The sequence below is a fragment of the Thioalkalivibrio sp. ALE21 genome (assembly GCF_003208255.1).
Taxonomy (GTDB): Bacteria; Pseudomonadota; Gammaproteobacteria; order Ectothiorhodospirales; family Ectothiorhodospiraceae; genus Thioalkalivibrio; species Thioalkalivibrio halophilus.
In genome coordinates, this window is the sequence record NZ_QKMA01000001.1 from 263,799 (window position 1) to 284,149 (window position 20,351).

The 20,351-nt window shown below is 69.0% G+C and carries 23 protein-coding genes; 17 read left to right on the top strand and 6 right to left on the bottom strand.

Annotated elements, in window-relative coordinates:
• Positions 1-50 precede the first annotated feature (50 nt).
• Genes D893_RS01260 through D893_RS01275 form a run of 4 tightly spaced genes read left to right on the top strand, consistent with a single transcriptional unit; the run spans position 51 to position 3,377 of the window.
• Complete coding sequence (locus D893_RS01260) at positions 51-1,055, top strand: zinc-binding alcohol dehydrogenase (protein ID WP_018946987.1); 1,005 nt, start codon at positions 51-53, stop codon at positions 1,053-1,055.
• A 14-nt stretch (positions 1,056-1,069) separates the two neighbouring features.
• Positions 1,070-1,468 carry a 6-carboxytetrahydropterin synthase gene (locus tag D893_RS01265; RefSeq protein ID WP_110618972.1) on the top strand — a complete coding sequence of 133 codons (399 nt, stop codon included), beginning with the start codon at positions 1,070-1,072 and terminating at the stop codon, positions 1,466-1,468.
• Positions 1,465-2,526: a glycosyltransferase family 4 protein gene (locus D893_RS01270; RefSeq protein ID WP_110618973.1), complete on the top strand. Its 1,062-nt coding sequence runs from the start codon at positions 1,465-1,467 to the stop codon at positions 2,524-2,526. The genes D893_RS01265 and D893_RS01270 overlap by 4 nt, the downstream gene beginning before the upstream one ends.
• Complete coding sequence (locus D893_RS01275) at positions 2,523-3,377, top strand: class I SAM-dependent methyltransferase (RefSeq protein WP_018946989.1); 855 nt, start codon at positions 2,523-2,525, stop codon at positions 3,375-3,377. The genes D893_RS01270 and D893_RS01275 overlap by 4 nt, the downstream gene beginning before the upstream one ends.
• A gap of 6 nt (positions 3,378-3,383) precedes the next feature.
• On the opposite strand, the gene fabA is transcribed toward D893_RS01275, so the two are convergent.
• Entirely contained in the window at positions 3,384-3,896 is a 513-nt protein-coding gene (fabA, locus tag D893_RS01280; RefSeq protein ID WP_018870193.1) for a 3-hydroxyacyl-[acyl-carrier-protein] dehydratase FabA, read from the bottom strand.
• A gap of 94 nt (positions 3,897-3,990) precedes the next feature.
• A complete protein-coding gene (locus D893_RS01285; protein WP_018946990.1) occupies positions 3,991-4,305 on the bottom strand; it encodes a hypothetical protein in 315 nt (104 codons plus the stop codon).
• Between the two features lie 200 nt (positions 4,306-4,505).
• Between D893_RS01285 and D893_RS01290 the strand changes: the two genes are divergently transcribed.
• The 9 genes from D893_RS01290 to mnhG all read left to right on the top strand — a co-directional run bounded on the left by D893_RS01290 (position 4,506) and on the right by mnhG (position 12,534).
• Positions 4,506-5,882, top strand: coding sequence for a hypothetical protein (locus D893_RS01290; RefSeq protein WP_110618974.1), 1,377 nt, complete (start codon positions 4,506-4,508; stop codon positions 5,880-5,882).
• Positions 5,883-5,999: 117 nt separating this feature from the next.
• Positions 6,000-6,689 carry a TIGR04211 family SH3 domain-containing protein gene (locus D893_RS01295; protein WP_018946992.1) on the top strand — a complete coding sequence of 230 codons (690 nt, stop codon included), beginning with the start codon at positions 6,000-6,002 and terminating at the stop codon, positions 6,687-6,689.
• Positions 6,690-6,805: 116 nt separating this feature from the next.
• Positions 6,806-9,109, top strand: coding sequence for a putative monovalent cation/H+ antiporter subunit A (locus D893_RS01300; protein ID WP_018946993.1), 2,304 nt, complete (start codon positions 6,806-6,808; stop codon positions 9,107-9,109).
• On the top strand, positions 9,106-9,531 hold the full coding sequence (locus D893_RS01305; RefSeq protein ID WP_018946994.1) for a Na+/H+ antiporter subunit B: 426 nt from the start codon (positions 9,106-9,108) through the stop codon (positions 9,529-9,531). The genes D893_RS01300 and D893_RS01305 overlap by 4 nt, the downstream gene beginning before the upstream one ends.
• The gene (locus D893_RS01310) at positions 9,528-9,881 is read left to right on the top strand and encodes a Na+/H+ antiporter subunit C (RefSeq protein ID WP_018946995.1); all 354 of its coding nucleotides are present in this window, start codon (positions 9,528-9,530) and stop codon (positions 9,879-9,881) included. Before D893_RS01305 ends, D893_RS01310 begins: the two co-directional genes overlap by 4 nt.
• A complete protein-coding gene (locus D893_RS01315; protein ID WP_018946996.1) occupies positions 9,878-11,392 on the top strand; it encodes a Na+/H+ antiporter subunit D in 1,515 nt (504 codons plus the stop codon). Before D893_RS01310 ends, D893_RS01315 begins: the two co-directional genes overlap by 4 nt.
• Entirely contained in the window at positions 11,389-11,862 is a 474-nt protein-coding gene (locus D893_RS01320) for a Na+/H+ antiporter subunit E (RefSeq protein WP_018946997.1), read from the top strand. The genes D893_RS01315 and D893_RS01320 overlap by 4 nt, the downstream gene beginning before the upstream one ends.
• On the top strand, positions 11,862-12,143 hold the full coding sequence (locus D893_RS01325; protein WP_018946998.1) for a cation:proton antiporter: 282 nt from the start codon (positions 11,862-11,864) through the stop codon (positions 12,141-12,143). Before D893_RS01320 ends, D893_RS01325 begins: the two co-directional genes overlap by 1 nt.
• A complete protein-coding gene (gene mnhG / locus D893_RS01330) occupies positions 12,136-12,534 on the top strand; it encodes a monovalent cation/H(+) antiporter subunit G (RefSeq protein WP_018946999.1) in 399 nt (132 codons plus the stop codon). The genes D893_RS01325 and mnhG overlap by 8 nt, the downstream gene beginning before the upstream one ends.
• 150 nt (positions 12,535-12,684) lie before the next feature.
• On the opposite strand, the gene D893_RS01335 is transcribed toward mnhG, so the two are convergent.
• Positions 12,685-13,134 carry a hypothetical protein gene (locus tag D893_RS01335; RefSeq protein WP_018947000.1) on the bottom strand — a complete coding sequence of 150 codons (450 nt, stop codon included), beginning with the start codon at positions 13,132-13,134 and terminating at the stop codon, positions 12,685-12,687.
• Positions 13,135-13,351: 217 nt separating this feature from the next.
• Here D893_RS01335 and D893_RS01340 point away from each other — a divergent pair, with 217 nt between their 5' ends.
• The 4 genes from D893_RS01340 to D893_RS01355 all read left to right on the top strand — a co-directional run bounded on the left by D893_RS01340 (position 13,352) and on the right by D893_RS01355 (position 17,156).
• Complete coding sequence (locus D893_RS01340; RefSeq protein ID WP_077243843.1) at positions 13,352-14,020, top strand: metalloregulator ArsR/SmtB family transcription factor; 669 nt, start codon at positions 13,352-13,354, stop codon at positions 14,018-14,020.
• A 51-nt stretch (positions 14,021-14,071) separates the two neighbouring features.
• A complete protein-coding gene (locus tag D893_RS01345; protein WP_018947002.1) occupies positions 14,072-15,391 on the top strand; it encodes an MFS transporter in 1,320 nt (439 codons plus the stop codon).
• A gap of 146 nt (positions 15,392-15,537) precedes the next feature.
• Positions 15,538-16,368: a nucleoside triphosphate pyrophosphohydrolase gene (mazG, locus tag D893_RS01350; protein WP_110618975.1), complete on the top strand. Its 831-nt coding sequence runs from the start codon at positions 15,538-15,540 to the stop codon at positions 16,366-16,368.
• A gap of 56 nt (positions 16,369-16,424) precedes the next feature.
• Complete coding sequence (locus D893_RS01355) at positions 16,425-17,156, top strand: FAD-binding oxidoreductase (protein WP_110618976.1); 732 nt, start codon at positions 16,425-16,427, stop codon at positions 17,154-17,156.
• Between the two features lie 4 nt (positions 17,157-17,160).
• Here the strand turns inward: D893_RS01355 and nadC are convergent, their stop codons facing one another.
• Genes nadC through D893_RS01370 form a run of 3 tightly spaced genes read right to left on the bottom strand, consistent with a single transcriptional unit; the run spans position 17,161 to position 20,311 of the window.
• On the bottom strand, positions 17,161-18,054 hold the full coding sequence (nadC, locus tag D893_RS01360; protein WP_018947005.1) for a carboxylating nicotinate-nucleotide diphosphorylase: 894 nt from the start codon (positions 18,052-18,054) through the stop codon (positions 17,161-17,163).
• Positions 18,051-19,550, bottom strand: a complete 1,500-nt coding sequence (xseA, locus tag D893_RS01365) for an exodeoxyribonuclease VII large subunit (RefSeq protein WP_110618977.1) — start codon at positions 19,548-19,550, stop codon at positions 18,051-18,053. The genes nadC and xseA overlap by 4 nt, the downstream gene beginning before the upstream one ends.
• Positions 19,547-20,311 (bottom strand): DUF4197 domain-containing protein, encoded by a 765-nt coding sequence (locus tag D893_RS01370; RefSeq protein ID WP_018947007.1) that lies wholly within the window; start codon positions 20,309-20,311, stop codon positions 19,547-19,549. The genes xseA and D893_RS01370 overlap by 4 nt, the downstream gene beginning before the upstream one ends.
• Between the last annotated feature and the right edge of the window lie 40 nt (positions 20,312-20,351).

Below are 20,351 nucleotides of genomic sequence, written 5' to 3' on the forward strand. Positions count from 1 at the left end.
TTCATTCACCGGGAGGATGGCGCAGTGTCCCTCTGGTCGCGAAAGCCCGCATGAACCGCGCACGAGCCTTCTGGATCACCGCGCCCGGCGAGGGCGAGATCCGCGATGCGCAATTGCCGCCGCCGGCCTCCGGGGAGTGCCGGGTGCGGGCCCGCTATGGCGCGATCTCGCGCGGCACCGAGTCGCTGGTGTTCCGCGGGCGGGTACCGCCGGATCAGTACACCGCGATGCGGGCACCGCTGCAGGAAGGGGACTTCCCGGCGCCGGTGAAATACGGCTACATCAGCGCGGGCGTGGTCGAGTCCGGCGAGCGTGCCGGCGAACGGGTGTTCTGTCTGCATCCGCACCAGGACCGTTACAACGCACCGGATTCCATGCTGGTGCCGATCCCGGACGCCGTCCCGGACGCGCGCGCGGTACTGGCGGCGAACATGGAAACGGCCGTGAACATCGTGTGGGACGCCGGGGTGGGTCCCGGCGACCGGGTGGCGGTGATCGGTGCGGGCGTGGTCGGGTTCCTGTGCGCCTGGCTGATCCGTGCGATCCCGGGCGCCCGGGTGGATCTGATTGACCCCGAGCCCGCGCGGGCGGAACCGGCGCGGGCGCTGGGGCTGACCCTGCACACACCGGCGGCGGCCCGCGAGACCCTGCCGGCCGCGTCGCGCGATGCGGTGATCCATTGCAGCGGTCAGGGCGACGGGCTGGTGCAGGCGCTGGAGCTGGCGGGCACCGAGGCCCGGGTGGTGGAGGCCAGCTGGTATGGCGATGCGCCGGTCAGCCTGCCGCTGGGCGCCGGGTTCCATTCGCGGCGTCTGGAGCTGCGCAGCAGCCAGGTGGGCCGTATCCCGCCGGCACGCGCCGCGCGCTGGGATTACCACCGGCGTCTGGCGCTGGCGCTGGAGCTGCTCGCCGATCCGGCGCTGGAGGTCCTGATCAGCGGCGAGGATCGTTTCGAGGATCTGCCGCGGGTGATGCCGCGGGTAGCCGGGCCCGAGGCCGCCACGACACTGTGCCATCGCATCCGTTATCCCGATCCCGACCCCGTGTGGGTCTAAGGAGCGACTTCTGTATGTACAGCCTGAACGTCCGCGACCACTTCATGATTGCCCACAGCTTCGCCGGCGAGGTGTTCGGTCCCGCGCAGAACCTGCACGGCGCCACCTACGTGGTGGACGTGACCTTCCGCCGGGCCGAGCTGGATGACGATGGTCTGGTGGTCGACATCGGCCGGGCCGGCGAGGTGCTGCGCAGCATCCTGGCCGAACTGAACTACCAGAACCTGGACGACCGACCCGAGTTCGAGGGGCAGAACACCACGACCGAATTTCTCGCCCGGGCGATTCACGGACGCATCGCCACCGCCATCCACGACGAGCGTCTCGGCGCTTCCGCACGGGGCCTGGACGCGGTCTGCGTGACCCTGCACGAATCCCACGTGGCCTGGGCCGCCTACGAGGCGGCTCCTTGAGCGAGGCCGCCGATCTGCGCCTGGTGGTTCCCGGGGCGCTGGATCAGCCCACCGGTGGCTACCGGTTCGATGCGCGCATGCTGGCGGGCCTGCGCGAGCGCGGCTGGAAGACGGCAGTCGACGAGCTTCAGGGCGACTTCCCCGGACCTTCCGCGGACGCTGCGGCGGCGCTGGATGCGGCCCTGGCGGCGGCCCCCGACGGCCAGCGGGTGCTGGTCGACGGCCTCGCGGGCGGCGCCTTCCCCGAGGTGCTCGAGCGCCATGCCCAGCGGCTGCGTCTGCTCGCGCTGGTGCATCACCCGCTCGGGCTGGAGACCGGCCTGGAACCCGCGCGCAGCCGCGAGCTCCTCGCGCTGGAGCGGGCCGGGTTGCGAAGCAGCCGCGGGATCGTCACCACCAGCGCGTATACCGCCGACGTGCTGGCTGACTGGGGTATCGAGCGTCCGCTTCTACGGGTGGTCCCGCCCGGTGTGGAACGTCAGGCGGCGGCATCGGGGCCCGGTCCCGGCGAGCCGCCCCGCCTGCTGGCGGTGGGGGCCCTGATCCCGCGCAAGGGGCAGCACCACCTGATCGCCGCGCTGGCCGGACTGACGGATCGCGCCTGGCATCTGGTACTGGCCGGGCCGGCGGATCGCGACCCGGGATTCGTGCGTCGCCTGCGCCAGCAGATCGAGGATCACGGTCTGCGGGACCGGGTCACCGTCACCGGAACCTGCGACGAGGCCGGCCTGGACGCCTGGTTCGACGGCGCGTCGCTGTTCGTCCTGCCCAGCGCATACGAGGGTTTCGGCATGGTGTACACCGAGGCCATGGCACGTGGCCTGCCGGTGATCGCCACCACCGGCGGTGCGATCCCGTACACCGTGCCCGCGGCCGCCGGCGCGCGCCTGCCGCCGGGCGACGTCCCGGCGTTGCGCGCCACGCTGGCGGATTATCTCGATCGCCCGGAAGCCTGGCGCGCCACCGGGGCCGCCGGCCGGCGGGCCGCGCGGCAGATGCCCGACTGGCCACAGGCGGTCATCGCGATGGATCGGGCGTTGCGCGAGTTGACGCCATGAGCGAGCACTTCGATCGCGAGTGGCTGGGCCTGCGCGAGCCCGTGGATCATGCGGCGCGCCCGGCGTCCCTGGCCGACGCGCTCGCGGAGTGGGTGGTGCGAGTTCGGGGAGCGCACGAGGCACCGTTGCGGGTGCTGGATCCGGGTGCCGGCACCGGTTCGAATCTGCGCTGGCTGGCTCCCCGGCTTCCGGACCCGCAGCTCTGGACCCTGGTGGATCATGATGCCTCCCTGCTGGACACGGCGCGCCGCGACGCCGGCGGTGAACGCGTGGAACACCTGCGGGTGGAGGACTTCGCTGCCGCGCCTCCGGCCTTGCCGGGCGCGGCGCCCGACCCGTTGCTGGTGACCGGCGCGGCGCTGCTGGATCTGGTCTCGGCCCGGTGGCTGGATGCACTGGTCGCTGCCTGTGCTGCGCGCGGGGCCGCGGTACTGTTCGCGCTGAGCTACGACGGCCGGATCGAATGGTCGCAGCCGGACCCGGAGGATGCGGCCCTGCTGGCGGCGGTCAATCGCCACCAGGGCACCGACAAGGGTTTCGGGCCGGCGCTGGGGCCGGGGGCGGCCATGCACCTGGAGCGAGCGCTGGAGCGTCATGGTTATCGCGTGGAGGCGGCCGCCTCACCGTGGGAGCTGGATGCGGCCAGGCCGGCGCTGGTGCGGGCCCTGATCGACGGCTGGGCCGAAGCGGCGGCTGCCATGGAGCCCGCGCGGGGCGGGGACTTTCGGGCCTGGGCCGGGCGGCGCCGGGATGCAGTGATCGGCGATGGCTGCCGCCTGCGCGTCGGGCATCGGGACGTTCTGGGGCTGCCCCCGGCCCCGGGACGGGGCTCGGGCGCGGCTGCCGGGTGACGCCGCTCAGAAATTCTCGGTGGAGGTGAACAGGCCGACGCGCAGGTCACTGGCCTCGTAGATCGTGCGGCCGTCCACCTGCACCGTGCCGTCGCCGATTCCCAGCACCAGCTTGCGCGAGATCACCCGCTTCATTTCCACATGGTAGGTGACCCGCTCCGCGGTGGGGAGCACCTGGCCGGTGAACTTCACCTCGCCCACGCCCAGCGCGCGTCCGCGCCCCGGATTGCCCAGCCATGCCAGATAGAAGCCCACCAGCTGCCACATCGCGTCCAGCCCGAGGCAGCCGGGCATCACCGGATCGCCCGGGAAGTGGCAGGCGAAGAACCACTGATCGGGGTGGATATCCAGCTCGGCCACCATCTCGCCCTTGCCGAACTGCCCGCCGTCGCTGTTGATCTCCGTGACCCGGTCCATCATCAGCATGTTGGGCACCGGCAGCTGAGCATTGCCCGGGCCGAACATGTTGCCGTAGCCGCAGGCCAGGAGTTCGTCGCGATCGTACTGATTCTTCTGCATTGAAAGATGCTCGGGGGAAAAGCCCGGTATTGGACCGAAACCGGCGGGCAAAAGCAATTCCCGCCGCGTTGCACGGCGGCGGGAAAAGGCCGGTTCAGGCGTCGGCCGGGTAGCGCAGCAACTCCGCAAGGGTAAAGAAACGGTCCCCGCGCAGATAGCCGGCCTGGACTTCCGGGACCAGGGCGCCGGGGCGCCCCCGGGCGTCGCGTTCGGCCACCCACTCGGCGGGCAGGGTGTCCAGGATGTGGGCGCTGGCCAGGCGCCCGTCCTCCAGATGGCTGGCATGGACCTGGCCGTTGCCCCGGTGACGAAAGGCCGGAATCCAGCCCGCGGTGAAGCCGGTGTCCAGCCATTCCGGTTCCTCGCGGGTGGTCACCGACGGGCCGGACAGGAGATCGAGATCAAGCATCGCGGATCCTCCGAAGATTTAATCGGGGTATCGGCGCGGCCCCGCGGAACTTGAGGCCGGGACGATCGCCCTGCGTCGGTGGTGCGGGCGGCGAGCCGGGTACGGGTCGTGCATAATCGTGATCATCATACAGACCGCGAAACCGTTCCCGGGGACGCCGGCCTTCCGGTCGCTTCGGGTGCGGACCGAAAGGGGGAAGAGTGGCGGTTACCGTCCTGCTGTGGATCCTGGCGATCGTGATCGCCATCGGCGTGCTGGATCTTGCGCGCCAACCGCTACGGCGTTTTCTCGTGGCGCTGGCGGGTGCGGTCGCACGGGGTGTGTGCGCCCTGCGACGCCAGGTCCTGCATCTGCGGGATGCGGTGCGCGACTGGCATGGGGGGCATCTGGAGCGCCTGGAGGCCGAACGCATCCATTCCGCGGTAGAGGCGCTGGAGCGTCGTTATGCCGAGATGGTCGGGCATGACCTCGCCCAGTTGCCGGCATTGCGGCAGCAGGCGCGCGACACGCTGCGCGTGCTGGACGAGGCCTATCAGCGCGACGAGCAGCGGCTGATCCAGGAGCCCGAATGGGTCGAACGGCTGGAGGCCCTGGCGCGCGGTCCTGCCAGTGATACGCCGGAAAGCCGGCGCCTGGTGCAGGACATGGAGGACACCATACTGCGTATCGCCCGCTCCGGGCTGGAGGAGCAGCGGCGTTCGGCCAGCGCGCTGCTGGCGGCCCGGCGGCGCGCGGACAGTCCTTTGCGCGAGATGGTCGGCAGTCTGGAGCGGGTGCAGGAACGCCTGGCCCGGCTGGAGCGCCAGGGCGAACGCCTGGACCGGGCGCTGGGCCGTTGTGAAGAGGTCGACCGTCCGGTCCGGCGCGCCCTCCCGGCCCATGCCCAGGCGGCGACCCAGTGGTTGATGGGGGCGGCCGGGCTGGCCCTGGCCGCGCTGGCTGTGGTGATCCACCAGCATGTGTTCGGCCCGGCGCTGGCCGGCATGTTCCCCGAGCCTTCGGATACCGGGATGCTCCTGGCACCGGGATCCGAATGGATGCTGTATTTGCTGCTGGGCATCGCGGTGCTGGCGGGGTGGATCCTGGCCGAGACCCGGGGCGTGACTCGCGTCCTGCCGCAGGCCCTGATGGAGGGCGGAGGATGGGCGCCCCGGGCGTTGGCTGCGCTGTCCATCGCGGTACTGATCCTGGTGGCCGGCGTGTCAGCACTCACCGGTTTTCATCTCGACTGGCTGGTGTACCAGCACGAACTGGTGTCCCTGCTGCTGGAAGGCGAGGAGCGCGGCCTCCCGCCCGGCATCCGTCATGCCGAACAGCTGGTGGGGGCGGCGCTGGGGCTGCTGATTCCGCTGCTGCTGGCGCTGGTGCCGGTGTGGGTGGTGGGCTTTCTGCAGGCGACCCGCATCCTCGCCGGGGGTGTGCTGAGTGCCGGGCTCGGCGTGCTCGCGGGCATCCTGTACCTGGCGGCGGTAGGGGCCTGTCAACTGCGGCGTCTGCTGCCGGCGACCTTCGAGCTGATCATCTTCGTGCCGGCCGCCATCCGGCGCTGGCTGGCCGCGCGCCGCAACGGGGCGTGAACCGTGTCACCGGAAGCCGGAGGGATGCGTGCACATTCGCCAACGCCTGCCTAGAATGATCCCTCTTCCGAAACATCGCCGCGCCCCGCTCGGGCGCGGCCAATGACGAGGCAAGGCATGGTGCGCAGGTTGCAGATCCGAAACGGGCTGGTGGTGCTGTCGCTGGCGGGGGCCCTGATGGTCGCAGGCACTGCGCCGGCTGCGGCGCAGACGCGATACGTCTCGGACAGTCTGGAGACGGCCGTTTACAGCAGTCCGCAGGGCGGGCGGATCGTCAGTTCGGTGGATGCCGGTGACCAGGTGCAGGTGCTGGAGGACGACGGCGGCTACAGCCGTATCCGTCTGCCCAGTGGCAACGAGGCATGGATCCTGACCCGCTACCTGCAGGACGAGCCGCATGCGCGCGAACGCCTCGCGGAGGTGGAAGAGGAACTGGCCGAGATCCGTTCCGGCGCCGACGACCAGGAAGGCCGCATCGCCGAACTGCTGGACGAGCGCAATGCACTGCAGCGCGAAGTCGAAGAGCAGTCCGAACGCATGGCCGGCATGCAGGAAGAGCTCGAGGAGCTGCGCGACATTGCCGAACGGCCGCAGGAAATCCAGCGGCGCAACGAGCGCCTGGAAGAGGAGCTCCTGGAGACCCGCGAAGCCGCCGAGGACTACCGGCGTCAGGTCGAAGTGATGCGCGCCGACAGCGACCGGCGCTGGTTCATGACCGGGGCTGCAGTCGCCGTGGGCAGCGCGATCCTGGGGATCATCCTCACACGCCTGCCGACCCGCCGTCGGCGCAGTGACTGGCTGAACTGACCCTCCGGCCGGGGGTGGGGTCTGTTGCGCTGTCGGGGCTGACCCGGTAGCCTTCCCGCTTCCGTGACGGGCGCCCGGCGGGCGCTCCCCGATCCCCTTTCAGGACCCCCGTCTGGATGCTGTTCGCGATTCTTTCAATCTTCGTGGTGGCGGCGCTGGCGCCCGTGGTGCATCGGGCGACCGGGCGCCACAGCGGCTGGGTTCTGGCCCTGCTGCCGGCGGCCCTGTTCGTTTATTTCGCGAGTTTCGTCCCGACTGTGGCGGCCGGCGAAACCGTGCGTCTGGCCTGGCAGTGGATGCCCGGGCTGGACGTCCAGTTCTCCTTCCTGATCGATGGCCTGTCGCTGATGTTCGCCCTGCTGATCGCGGGCATTGGCGTTTTCGTGGTCAGTTATGCCGGACGCTATCTGGAAGGCCACCGGGATCTCGGACGTTTCTATGTCCTGATCCTGTCGTTCATGGGCTCCATGCTGGGGCTGGTCCTGGCGGACAACATCATCCTGATGTTCATCTTCTGGGAGCTGACCAGCATCACCTCCTACCTGCTGATCGGCTTCAATCACGAGCAGCTGAAGGCGCGCAAGGCCGCCCTGCAGGGCCTGATCGTGACCGTCGGCGGTGGCCTGGCCCTGCTGGCCGGATTGGTGCTGCTGGGCATGGCGGCGGGCTCCTGGGAGCTTTCGGAGATCCTCGCCGGCGAAGATTCGCTGCACGAGCATGCGCTGTATCTGCCGCTGGTGATCCTGATCCTGCTGGGTACCTTCACCAAGTCGGCGCAGTTCCCGTTCCATTTCTGGCTGCCGAATGCGATGGCCGCGCCCACGCCGGTGTCGGCCTACCTGCATTCCGCCACCATGGTGAAGGCGGGCGTGTACCTGATGGCCCGCCTGAATCCGGAGCTGGGCGGCACCGAACTGTGGACCTGGACACTCGGCCTGTTTGGCGCGGTGACCATGTTCACCGGCGCCTGGATGGCCATCCAGAGCACCGAGATCAAGAAGCTGCTGGCCTACTCCACGGTGATGGCGCTGGGCACGCTGACGATGCTGATCGGCATCGATTCGCCCTACGCCGCAATGGCCGGCGCGACTTTCCTTCTGGCGCACTCGCTGTACAAGGGCGCGCTGTTCATGCTCGCCGGTTCCATCGACCACGGCACCGGCGAGAAGGAAGTCCCGAACATGGGCGGGCTGCGCCGCGCGATGCCACTGACCGCCGCCTTCTCGGTGATTGCCGCGCTGTCGCTGGCCGGGCTGCCGCCGCTGTTCGGTTTCGTCGGCAAGGAGCTGATGCTCGAGGCGGCGCTGGGTGCGCCGGACGCGCTGGGCGTGGTCCTGCCGCTGCTGGCGGTGGCTTCGGCGATCCTGGTGGTGGCCGTGGCCGCCATCGTCGGCCTGCGGCCGTTCTTCGGCGCACGCCCGGAGTACGCGCGCACGCCGCATGAATCGCCCGGTGCGATGCTCGCCGGTCCGGCGGTGCTGGCCACCCTGGGCCTGATCTTCGGCATCTTCCCGGCCCTGGCGCAGCCGCTGGTGGTGGCCACGGCCACCTCCATCCACGGCGCCGATCCGGAGATGCAGCTCAAGCTGTGGCACGGCATCAACCTGCCGCTGGGCCTGTCCCTGCTGAGTCTCGCCGCGGGTCTGGTCATCTATCGCTTCTGGGATTCGGTGCGCGCCGGGATCGGCCGGGTCATGGCGCCGGCGTTCCGGGTTGCGCCGGAGCGCGGCTACGATCGTTTCATGGACGGGCTGGTGTGGTTCTCGGCGTTCCAGACCCGCGTTCTGCAGAACGGCTACCTGCGCACCTACGTGATGGTGACCATGCTGACCACCGTGGCCCTGGTGCTGGCGACCTTCGCCACCCTGGGCGGGCTTGAGATCACGGTCAGTTTCGCCGACATCCTGGTCCACGAGTGGGTGATCGCCGCGCTGGTGGCGCTGGCGGCGCTGTTCGTGGCGACCACCAACTCGCGTCTGGCGGCGGTGGCCTCGCTGGGCATCATCGGTTTCGGTGTGTCGCTGATCTACGTGTTCTTCAGCGCGCCGGACCTGGGCATCACCCAGGTCCTGGTGGAGACCCTGACCGTGATCCTGCTGGTGCTCGTGCTGTTCCGCCTGCCCGGGTTCCTGAAGTTCTCCAATCCGCTGACGCGGGTGCGTGACGTGATCGCCTCGCTGGTGGTGGGCGTGACCATGACCGCGGTCCTGATGGCCACCCTGGGCGTGCAGTACTTCCCGGCGATCTCCGAATACCACATCGCCGAGTCCGAGCCGTCGGCCTACGGGCGCAACATCGTCAACGTGATCCTGGTCGACTTCCGCGCCCTGGATACCCTGGGCGAGCTGTTCGTGCTCGCGCTGGCGGCGGTGGGCGTGTACGCGATGATCAAGTTCCGCGCGGAGGACCGCAAGTCATGATGGCCGGCTCGCTCATCCTGCAGACGGGGACGCGGCTGCTGCTGCCACTGCTGCTGCTGTTCTCGGTGTTCCTGCTGCTGCGTGGCCATGACGAGCCGGGCGGCGGGTTCATCGCCGGTCTGGTGGCGGCGATGGCGTTCGCGCTGTACATGTTCGCCTTCGATGTCTACAAGGCGCGCGCCATCCTGCGCATCGACCCGCGCAACATGCTGGGCATCGGTCTGCTGCTGGCGACCGTGTCGGGAGTGCCCGCGCTGTTGCAGGGGCGTGCCTATCTGACCTCGCTGTGGTGGGACGTGGAGGTCCCGCTGTTCGGCGAGCTCAAGCTCTCCACCCCGCTGGTGTTCGACATCGGCGTGTACCTCGTGGTGATCGGCACCGTGCTGACCATCGTCCTGGCCCTGGCGGAGGCGGAAGAATGACTGCGGAACCCCTGCTCGCGATCCTGGTGGGCGTGCTGTTTGCCACGGCCACCTACCTGATGTTGCGGCGCAGCCTGGTCAAGCTGGTGATCGGCCTGATCCTGCTGTCCAACGCCGCCAACCTGCTGATCTTTGCCACCTCGGGGCTGACCCGGGGTGCGCCGCCGCTGATCCCCGAAGGCATGCTCACGCCCGAAGGGCCGGTGGCCGACCCGTTGCCGCAGGCCCTGATCCTCACCGCGATCGTCATCAGCTTCGGTGTGCTCGCCTTTGCGGTGGTGCTGATCCATCGCGCCTATGAGGTCGTGGGTGCAGATGACCTGGACGAAATGAAGGATACGGACACGTGAGGATCGAGGTCGCCCTTCCGGTCATCATCCCCCTGTTTTTCGGGGCCCTCGCGCTTGCCGTCTGGCAATGGCGCGGGGTCCAGCGCGCGGTGGGCGTGCTGGGCAGCGCGGCGCTGACCGCGTCCGGTATCTGGCTGCTGGTCGCGGTGTGGAATGATGGCGTCCTGGCCATGCACATGGGGAGCTGGCAGGCGCCGTTCGGCATCGTGCTGGCGGCCGATCTGCTGAGCGCGACCATGGTCCTGCTCACCGGGGTGATGGGGCTGATCGTGGCCCTGTACTCGCTGGTGTCGATGACGCCGGATCACGAGCGCTTCGGCTACCACCCGCTGCTGCAGCTGCTGCTGGCCGGGGTGGCAGGGGCCTTCCTGACCGGGGACATCTTCAACCTGTATGTGTGGATCGAGGTCCTGCTGGTCGCGTCCTTCGCCCTGCTGATCCTGGGCGGGGAACGCGCACAGATGGAGGGGGCGATCAAGTACGTCACCCTCAATCTCATCTCCTCGCTGATTCTGCTGGCGGCGGTAGGCCTGACCTACGGCATGTTCGGTACCCTGAACATGGCGGATCTTGCCGCGAAGATGGGCGAGGCCGAGAATACCGGGCTGGTAACCGTGGTCGGCGTACTGTTCATGGTCGCCTTCGCCATCAAGGCCGCAGCCTTCCCGCTGTTCTTCTGGCTGCCGGCCTCCTACCACACCCCGCCGGTGGCGATCTCCGCGATCTTCGCCGCACTGCTGACCAAGGTCGGGGTGTATGCGCTGATCCGCTTCTTCACCCTGATGTTCACCGAGGCCCCGGAGGTCACCCAGACCATCCTGCTCTGGGGTTCCGGCTTCACCATGCTGGTAGGCGTGCTGGGCGCGGCGGCGCAGTTCGAGTTCCGCCGCATCCTGGCCTTCCACAGTGTCAGCCAGATCGGCTACATCATCATGGGGCTGGCGCTGCATACGCCGCTGGCGCTCGCCGGATCGCTGTTGTTCATCATCCATCACAGCGTGGTCAAGACCAACCTGTTCCTGATCAGCGGGATCTCCTATTTCGCCCGCGGGACGCACGAGCTGAAGGACCTGGGTGGCCTGTACCGTACCCACCCCGGGCTGTCGGTGCTGTTCCTGATTTCGGCCCTGTCGCTGGCCGGCCTGCCGCCACTGTCCGGCTTCCTGGTCAAGCTGATGCTGGTGCGCGCCGGTCTGGAGATCGAAGCCTACTGGATCGTGGGCATCGCCCTGCTGACCGGCCTGCTGACGTTCTACTCGATGGTGAAGATCTGGGCCGAGGCGTTCTGGAAGGCCGATCCACGTGGCGAGGAGGCCCCCGCCAACGGGGCCGCCTGGCCCGGCCGCGGCGGCCTGTGGCTGCTGTACGGTCCGGTGGCGGCGCTGGCGGCGCTGGCGGTGCTGATGGGCGTGGCGGCCGAGCCGTTCCTGCAGCTGTCGATCGCAGCGGGTGAGCAGATGCTGGATGTGGATGCCTATGTCGAGGCGATTCTGGGGGCCGACGCGCGATGAACCTGCTCGCACTCAACCTGCTGCTGGCGGTGGCCTGGATGATGCTGACCGGCAGCTTCACGGCCAACAGCCTGCTTGCCGGGCTGGTTTTCAGCTATCTGGCGCTGTGGGTCGCGTTCAACCGCAAGGCGGATCACAGCAGCTTCTTCTGGAAGGTGCCGAAAGTGATCTCGTTTATCGGCTTCTTCATCTATGATCTGGTCAAGGCCAACCTGGTAGTGGCCTGGGACGTGCTCACGCCCACCCATTTGATGAAGCCCGGCGTGATCGCATTCCCGCTGCGCGCCCATACCGATGCCCAGATCACCGTGCTGGCCAACCTGATCTCGGTGACACCGGGCACCCTCAGCCTGGATGTCTCCACCGATCGCAAGGTGCTGTACATTCATGCGATGTATCTGCAGGACGAGGACAAGCTGAGGCGCGAACTGCAGGACCTGGAAAGCCGCGTGATGGAGCTGATCGACTGATGCCGATTCTCGACTGGGCCGTGACCGCGACCTTCGTGATCCTCAGCCTGGCGCTGGTGATCATCTTCATCCGTCTGATCAAGGGACCGAGCCTGCCCGACCGGGTGGTGGCGCTGGAGCTGATCGCATCGTTGACGGTCGGGTTCATCGCGACCCATGCGGTGGCCACGCGCATGGCCAACTTCCTCGACGTGGCCGTGGTCCTGGCACTCACCGCGTTCCTCGCCGCGGTGGGCTTCGCGCGTTATCTGGAAAAGGGAGGGGAGCGTAGTGATGATTGAACTGCTCACCGCGTTCCTGTTGCTGCTGGGTTCGTTGCTGATGCTGCTGGCTGCCCTGGGCGCCCTGCGCATGCCGGACCTGCTGACGCGCATGCACGCGACGACCAAGGCGGGTGCTCTGGGGGGCGGGACCATGGTGGTAGCCGTCGCCGTGTTTTTCGATGATGGTGCGGTAACCGCGCGGGCGCTGGCGATCGTGGTGTTCATCATCCTCACCGCGCCGGTGGCCGCGCACCTGATCGGTCGCGCCGGGTATTTCGTCGGCATCCCGCTGTGGGAAGGCACCCTCAAGGACGAACTGAAGAATCGCTACGATCCCGAGACCCATACCCTTGCCTCGGAGGATTCCGAGGCCTCGTCCGGCTCCACCGAAAAACGCGACCACGACTGACTTCCCGCTCCCCGCAGGACGCCCGTCGGACTCGGTGATCCCCGCCGGAGCCGCTCGCGCAGAACCGCTCGCGCACAAAAAAGCCGGGGCCCGAAGGCCCCGGCAAGTTCACGCTTCTCGTACGAAGGGGTGTCCGGAGAGATGCCCGAATCAGGCTGCGTGGGTCTCCTTGGCCTCGCGCGCGGCCTTCGCCTCTTCGGGATCGTAGGCCGCGCCGGACCACAACATCTCGTAGGCGATCTCCTCGTTGCCGTTCTCGCACAGGTCCAGGACCTCCTGGAACAGCGGCTGGAAGGTCTCGCTGCGGTGCGACTCCTCGTGCTCCTCGAAGCTGCGCCAGAAGGTGATGATCAGCGCTTCCTTGTCCTTCATCGGGCTCTCCACGGCCTGGCCGATGGTGGAACCCTCGTTGGACACCGAGCCCGAGTTCAGGGCCACGAAGCCGCCGACAAAGCCGCTGTCCGAGTGGTAGGTCTTCACGTTCTCGCACAGTACGGCCACGCGTTCCTGCAGGTCGTCGATGCTGTATTCCGGCTTGAGGATGACCCGGTTGATGGTCACCACGCCGTCCGGCGGAAAGTTCTGGATCAGGTTGCTCATAACGTCCTCCTTGGTTTGAGGAAGATGCCCGGGGGCATTGTGGCTTCATTCAGCGAATCAGAATGTGCTGAATGAATTGTTGACCAATTTACTCAGAAATAGGTGGCACGCAACAAAGGCACAAGGGCCGAAGGGCCTGTGGAAACCGGGGTTGTGTCGCCGGGCCGGTCTCGGTATCGTTCATTCCAAAGAATATTGGAATGATAGTTACACCGGGATGGACGAGCGCGAACTGAAGGATGTGCTGTACGAGCAGGTGGCGCGGATTACGCGCGCCGCGGCCAGCCCCAGGCGCCTGGAGCTGATCGAGGTGCTGGTGCAGGGCGAGAAGACCGTCGAGCAGTTGGCGGCGGACACCGACATCAGCGTCAAACTGGCCAGTGCCCACCTCAAGGCCCTGCGCGAGGCCCGTCTGGTGGAGGCTCGTCGCGCCGGGCGTCATGTCCACTATCGTCTCGCTGGCCGCCACGTCGCGGACTTCTGGGTGGTGCTGCGTTCGCTGGCCGAGGAGCGCCTTCTGGAGCTGCAGGCGGCCACCCGCGAGCTGACCGAGTGCGCCGACGAGCTGGCCCCGGTCGCCGGTCCGGAACTGCTGGAACAGGCCCGGCGCGGCGACGTGGTGGTGCTGGACGTGCGCCCCGGGGTCGAGTACGCCGCCGGGCATCTCCCCTGCGCGCGCTCCATCCCGCTGCAAGAGCTGAATCAGCGCCTGCAGGAACTGCCGGCCGACCGCCCGGTGGTCGCTTACTGCCGCGGCCCCTACTGCCTGATGGCGAAAGAGGCCGTCGCCCTGCTGCGCGAGCACGGGATCGCTGCGCAACGCGTGGAGGAGGGCGTGGCCGAATGGCGCCACGCGGGCCTGCCGCTGACCGACGAGCGGGACTGACGCGGCCGGGCCCCGGCCGCGAGACAACGCATTTCCAGAGGAAACCGGAACATGGACAAGCACAAGGCCGCCGAGGCCTACGATCACATCACGCATGGCATCCGCGAAAACCTCGGGCAGTTCAGCCAGCAGCTGATCCAGGTTTTCTTCGTCGGTCTGACCATCGGGATGATGCGCACGGTGATCCCGGCGCTGGCCGAGGAGGAGTTCGGCGTCGCCGAGGGCTCGTTCATGCTGCTGACGGCCTTCGTGGTGGCCTTCGGTATCGTGAAGGGGGCGCTCAATTTCGTCGCCGGCCGGCTGTCCGAGCGCATGGGCCGCAAGAATGTCCTGCTGCTGGGCTGGCTGTCGGCCATCCCGATCCCGTTCATGATCCTGTACGCCCCGACCTGGGGCTGGATCGTGGCGGCGACCGTGTTGCTGGGCGTGAACCAGGGTCTGGCCTGGTCGATGACCCAGACCGCCAAGATGGACATCACCCGGGCCGACGAGCGCGGCTTCACCATGGGGATGAACGAGTTCTCCGGCTATGTCGGGGTGGCGGTCGCCGGGATTGTTACCGGCTACATGGCGGCGGCGTTCGGTCCGCGTGTCGGTCTGCTGATCTTCGGTCTGGTGGTGATCGCGCTGGCGATCCTCATGACCGTGCTGCTGGTGCGCGAGACCCTGGATTGGGCGAAGGCCGAAGGGGCTCGCCACGCGGCCGGCCGCAACGACGGGCCGGTGGCGCGCTATCCGCAGAACATCGCGGATTCACCCACGACCTGGCAGGTGTTCACCCTGATGTCCTGGCGCGATCGCCGCATGGCCGCGTTTTCCCAGGCCGGCCTGGTGGAGAAGTTCGTGGATGCCCTGGTGTGGGTGTTCTACCCGGTGTTCCTCTATCAGCAGGGGCTCAGCCTTGCGGCCATTGGCTGGGTGGTCGGGATCTACGGTTTCGTCTGGGGTGGTTCCCAGTTCGCCACCGGACGGCTGTCTGACCACATTGGCCGCATGAAGCCGATCGTCTGGGGCATGTGGATCTGCGGTGCCGGGGTGGCCCTGACCCTGCTCGGCCAGGGCGTGTTTTGGTGGTCGTTCGCTGCGGCCGTGACCGGCTTCGGCATGGCGTTGCTGTATCCCAACCTGAGTGCCGCGGTGGCCGACATCGCGCATCCGAACTGGCGCGGTTCGGCGATCGGCACCTACCGTTTCTGGCGTGACCTGGGTTACGGGATCGGTGCGCTGGGGCTGGGTATCGTGGCCCATGTGGGCGGTACGGTGGACTGGGGTTTCTGGTTCGTGGCCATCGCCATGTTCTTGTCCGGTGCAGCCGTCTGGTGGTGGGGCGAGGAGACCCATCCGCGCCTGAACCCGGCCGACCCGCAGTAGGCCACCGCCGGGGTCGCAGCGGGCCGCACCGACCCCCGGCCGGAGCCCGGTCGGAGCCCGGCGCGTGCAGGCACGCCGGGCCGGCTTTTCCGTCACGGGATCGGGGCGTTGGCGCGGGCCGACCGCGGTCCGTACACTGCCCGCACATGACGGAATCCAACCCCCTGACCCGGCTGCGCGAGATCATGGCGCGACTGCGCGACCCCGAGCACGGCTGTGCCTGGGACCGTGCGCAGACTGCCGCGAGTATCGTCCCGCATACCCTCGAAGAGGCCTATGAGCTGGCCGACGCCGTCGCGCGTGACGCCTGTGACGCGGCCTCCACCGCCGAGCTGCGGGAAGAACTCGGGGACCTGCTGTTTCAGGTGGTCTTCCAGGCGCGCATCGCCGAGGAAGCCGGGCGCTTCGATCTGGATGACGTCGCGCGCGGGATCGCCGACAAGCTGGTGCGGCGCCATCCGCACGTGTTTGCCGGCCACGCCTTCGGTGACGATGCCGAACGCGAGGCAGCCTGGGAGGCCGACAAGGCCGCCTCCCGCGAGCAGCGGGGCCATGCCAGCGCGATGGACGACATCCCGCTGGCGCTGCCGGCGCTGGCCCGCGCGGTCAAGACCCAGCGGCGGGCCGCGCGTGACGGCTTCGACTGGGACGACGCCGGGCCTGTGGTCGACAAGATCCATGAGGAAATGGCCGAGGTGAACGAGGCCGTGGCCGTCGGCGCCGATCCGGACGCGGTGGCCGAAGAGGTCGGCGACGTGCTGTTCGCCGTGTCCAACTGGGCGCGCCACCTGGGCGTGGATCCGGAGGGCGCCCTGCGCGGGAGTACCCGCAAGTTCGAGGCGCGCTATCGGCGCATGGAGGCCCTGGCCGAAGGCCGGGGCCAGTCGTTGTCCGCGCTCGATTTCGCCGAGCAGGAGGCGCTGTACCAGCAGGCCCGTCGCCAGCTGCGTGGCGACCCCGAATCAACCCCCGAATAACTCCGAACAACCCTGAACGGCCGGGCACCCGTCCCGTCCCGAGAAAAGGAACCCGTATGGAACACGGCCTGGATTCGCTGCCCGACCACTTCATGCCCGCGCGCATCGAGCGCATCGAGCAGGTGACCCCGCTGATCCGCAGCTTCACCCTGGCGGCGGACCCGCAGCGCTTCGTGTCGCGCGCCGGCCAGTGGCTGGACCTGGTGATCCCGCAGGGCGATGCCAAACCCTTCGTCGGCGGCTATTCGGTGGTCTCCGCGCCGCGCGATGACGGCCGCCTGGAGCTGGCCATCAAGTACGCCGATCACCATGCGGCTACCCATCACCTGCATACCGCGGCGCGCGAGGGCGACACCGTCTACATCACGCCGGGGCAGGGGGGGTTCTTCTTCGAGCGCGGCATGGCCGACAACGTGGTGCTGCTGGGGGCCGGCATCGGGGTGACGCCGCTGTTCAGCATCCTGCGCTACGTGCACGAATCGGCCCCCGACGTGAATGCGCACCTGGTCTACAGCGTGGCGCGTCAGGACGAGGTCCTGTTCCCCGAGGAGCTGGAGCGCCTGGCGCAGGCCGACAACATCGACGTGACCCTGACCGTGACCCGCGAGGCGGAGGACTGGCTGGGGCACACCGGGCGGATCTCGCATTCGTTGCTGGAGTCGCTAAAGCTGCCGCGCGATGCGCTGTTCTATTTCTGCGGCTCGCGCGAGTTCATCGAGGACATGGCCACGCTGCTCGGCGAGTGGGGCATCCCCGAGGCGCAGCTGAAATACGAGAAGTGGTGGTAGGGCGTCAGACGTCGCTGTCGAGACGCAGCGACAGGTCCACCGCCCGCAGGTGCTTGGTCAGCGCCCCTACCGAGATGTAGTCCACCCCCGAGTCGGCCACTTCCAGCAGGGTCGCGGCGGAGACCCCGCCGGAGGCCTCGGAGATCGCACGCCCGCGGATGCGCCGCACCGCTTCGGCGCGATCCGCGGGTTCCAGCTCGTCCAGCATGATCACGTCGGCCCCGGCGGCCAGCGCCTGGTCGACCTCGTCGAGGTTTTCGGTCTCCACCTCCACCCAGCGCCCGGCGCCCAGCGTGCGCGCCTGCTGCACCGCGGCGGCGATGGAGCCGCAGGCGGCGATGTGGTTTTCCTTGATCAGCACCGCGTCCCACAGGCCCAGGCGGTGGTTGTGGCCGCCGCCGATGCGCACCGCGTACTTCTGCGCGTGGCGCAGGCCGGGCAGGGTCTTGCGGGTGTCGAGGATGCGCGCATGGTGGTCCTGCAGGCGCGCGACCCAGCGGGCGGTTTCGGTCGCGGTGCCGGACAGGGTCTGCAGCAGGTTGAGGGCGGCGCGCTCGCCGGCCAGCAGCGCGCGGGCCGGGCCCTCGATGCGGGCGATCCGGGTCTCGGCCGCGCAGGCCTCGCCCTCGGCGACCGCCCATTCGATGCGCAGGTTCGGGTCCAGGCGGGCAAGCACGCGTTCCGCCCAGGGCTGGCCGCAGATGACGGCGTCCTCGCGCAGCCACAGCGAGGCGCGCGCATGGCGCCCGGCCGGCACCAGCGCTGCGGTCACGTCGGCGGCCATGCCTCCGGGGCCGAGATCCTCCTCCAGTGCCGCGGCCACCTCGCGTTCCAGTGCGGCGGGGTCGGGTGCGGCAGGGCCGCGGACGAACGGGTCGCGGGGGGCGGTGTCGGTCATGACGGGTCTCCGTCGGAGCGGGATGCCGGGCGGTTGCTGGCGGTCCCGGGGGCTGCCTTGCGGTCTGACTCGGCGCCGGCATCCGTTCCCTGCGGATGTGTACCCGTTACGGCCAGCTCCAGCGAGCCGCGGGACAGGCGGGCATGGACCGCGCTGCCGGTGGAGACCGCCGCGGCATCGCGCAGGAGCTCGCCGGCCTCGGTGGCGAGGATGGCGTAGCCGCGTTGCAGCACCGCGGTCGGGTCCAGGGAGCGCAGCTGGCGCCGGCTGGCCTCGAACTGGCGTCGTTGCGCGTCCAGTTGCCGGCGGGTCGTCCCCTCGAGACGTGCCTGCAGGCGTCGCAGGTGTTCGCGCCGCGCGGCCAGATCCCGATCGGGCCGCTGGTGCTGCAGGCGGTTGTGCAGGTGCTCCAGGCGCAGCCGGGCCTGCTGCAGGCGCGCCCCGGGGGAGGCGCCGGCCAGCCGCAGCCGAGCCCGATGCACCCGTTGCTCGGCCCGTTCATGGTTCAGGCGCCAGGCTCTTTGCAGGCGTTCGCGCTGTTCATCCAGGCGCTGGTCGTGGCGCTCGAGGAGCTGGCGCGGATGGCGGCGCTGCAGCCGTGTGGCCAGGGCCTCCAGGCGCGCGCGGTCGGTGGTGATGCGGCGCTCCAGGCGTTGTTCCAGGCGGGCGCGGATCTCGCCGAGCTGCTGGCGCAGGGCCGGGCCGTCGGGGCTGACCGCCTCGGCCGCGGCAGTGGGGGTGGAGGCGCGCAGGTCGGCGACGAAATCGGCGATGGTCACGTCGCTTTCGTGGCCCACGCCGGTCACCACGGGGATCGGACAGGCGGCGATCGCGCGCGCCACGTTCTCCTCGTTGAATGCCTGCAGATCCTCCAGCGAGCCGCCGCCGCGGGCCAGCAGTAGTACGTCCACTGCCTGCTCCGCGCCGGCGCGTTCCAGCGCGGCGACGATCTGGTCGGCGGCGGCCGCGCCCTGCACCGCGGTGGGGTAGAGGGTGACCGGCAGCAGCAGCGGGAAGCGCCGCGCCAGGGTGCGTTCGATGTCGTGGCGCACGTCGCCCTGGGCGGAGGTGATGACCCCCAGGCGGTGGGTCCAGGCGGGCAGCGGGCGCTTGCGCGCCGGGTCGAACAGGCCCTCGGCTTCGAGCTGCTTCTTAAGCCGCTGGAAGGCGGCCAGCAGCCGGCCCTCGCCGGCTGGCTCCAGGCGTTCGACCACGATCTGGAACTGCCCGCGGGCCGGGTAGATGCCGGCGCGCCCGCCGACCTGCACCGCGTCGCCGTCGGCGAAGGGCGCCGCGCGCCGGGCGTTGCCGCGGAACAGCACGCAGTTGACGCTGGCGTTCTCGTCCTTCAGCGAGAAGTACTGGTGGCCCGACGGGTAGCGGCGCAGGTTGGAGACCTCGCCCTCGACCCGCACCGATCCCAGCCCGTCGCGCAGCAGTCCGTCCGCGCACTGGTTCAGCTGGGCCACGGTCAGGACCGCGGCGGTATCGCTCATTCGCCGCCTCCGAATACGCGTTCCAGCAGTTCGGTGCCGCGCCCGACGGGATCGGCGCGCAGCGCCGCCTCTTCCTTCGCCAGGGTGTCGAACAGACCGGACATCGCGTAGCCCAGTACGTGGTCCACCGGATCGAAGGCGATGTCGGCGACGAACGGGATGTCCTCGACCTCGGCCAGCAGGTCGTTGTAGGCGCTGATGGCACCGGATTCGCGCAGGGCCTCGTCGATGACCGGCTCCATGCGCGCGGCCAGCGGGTCGCTCATGCGGGTCTCGAAGTGGCGGGTGGCGGCATCGTCGGGGCCCCGGATGATCTCGCGGGCCTCGTCCAGGGTCAGGTCCTCGATGGCGTCCAGGAACAGCTCACGGGCCTGCGGGGCGGCATCCTCGGCGGCGCGGTTCATGCGTTCGTGCAGGTCGTCGACCGGGCCCGCCGCACCGAAGCGGTCGAGGGTGTCGCGCGTGGACTGCACCAGCCCGGGCAGCGGGATGCGCACCTCCGGATTTCCCCAGAAGCCGTCGTGGCGCGCCAGTTCGCCGGTGGCGTTGCGGGTGGCGATGGACAGCGCCTCGCGCAGGGCGTCGATGCGCTCGTCCTGGCTTAGAGCGCTGCCATTGTCGCCCCCGGTCAGGCTTCCCAGGGCCTCGCGGCCGCGTTCCCACCAGTCGGCGCCGGCGGGTGCGGCGGCCAGCAGCGCGGTTGCCGGCAGGAGGCGGAACAGGAACCGGCGGCGGCCGGCAAGACGGGATGTCGATGACATGTCTGGACCCTTCGGAATGCGGAGATACAAGGGTAACTTC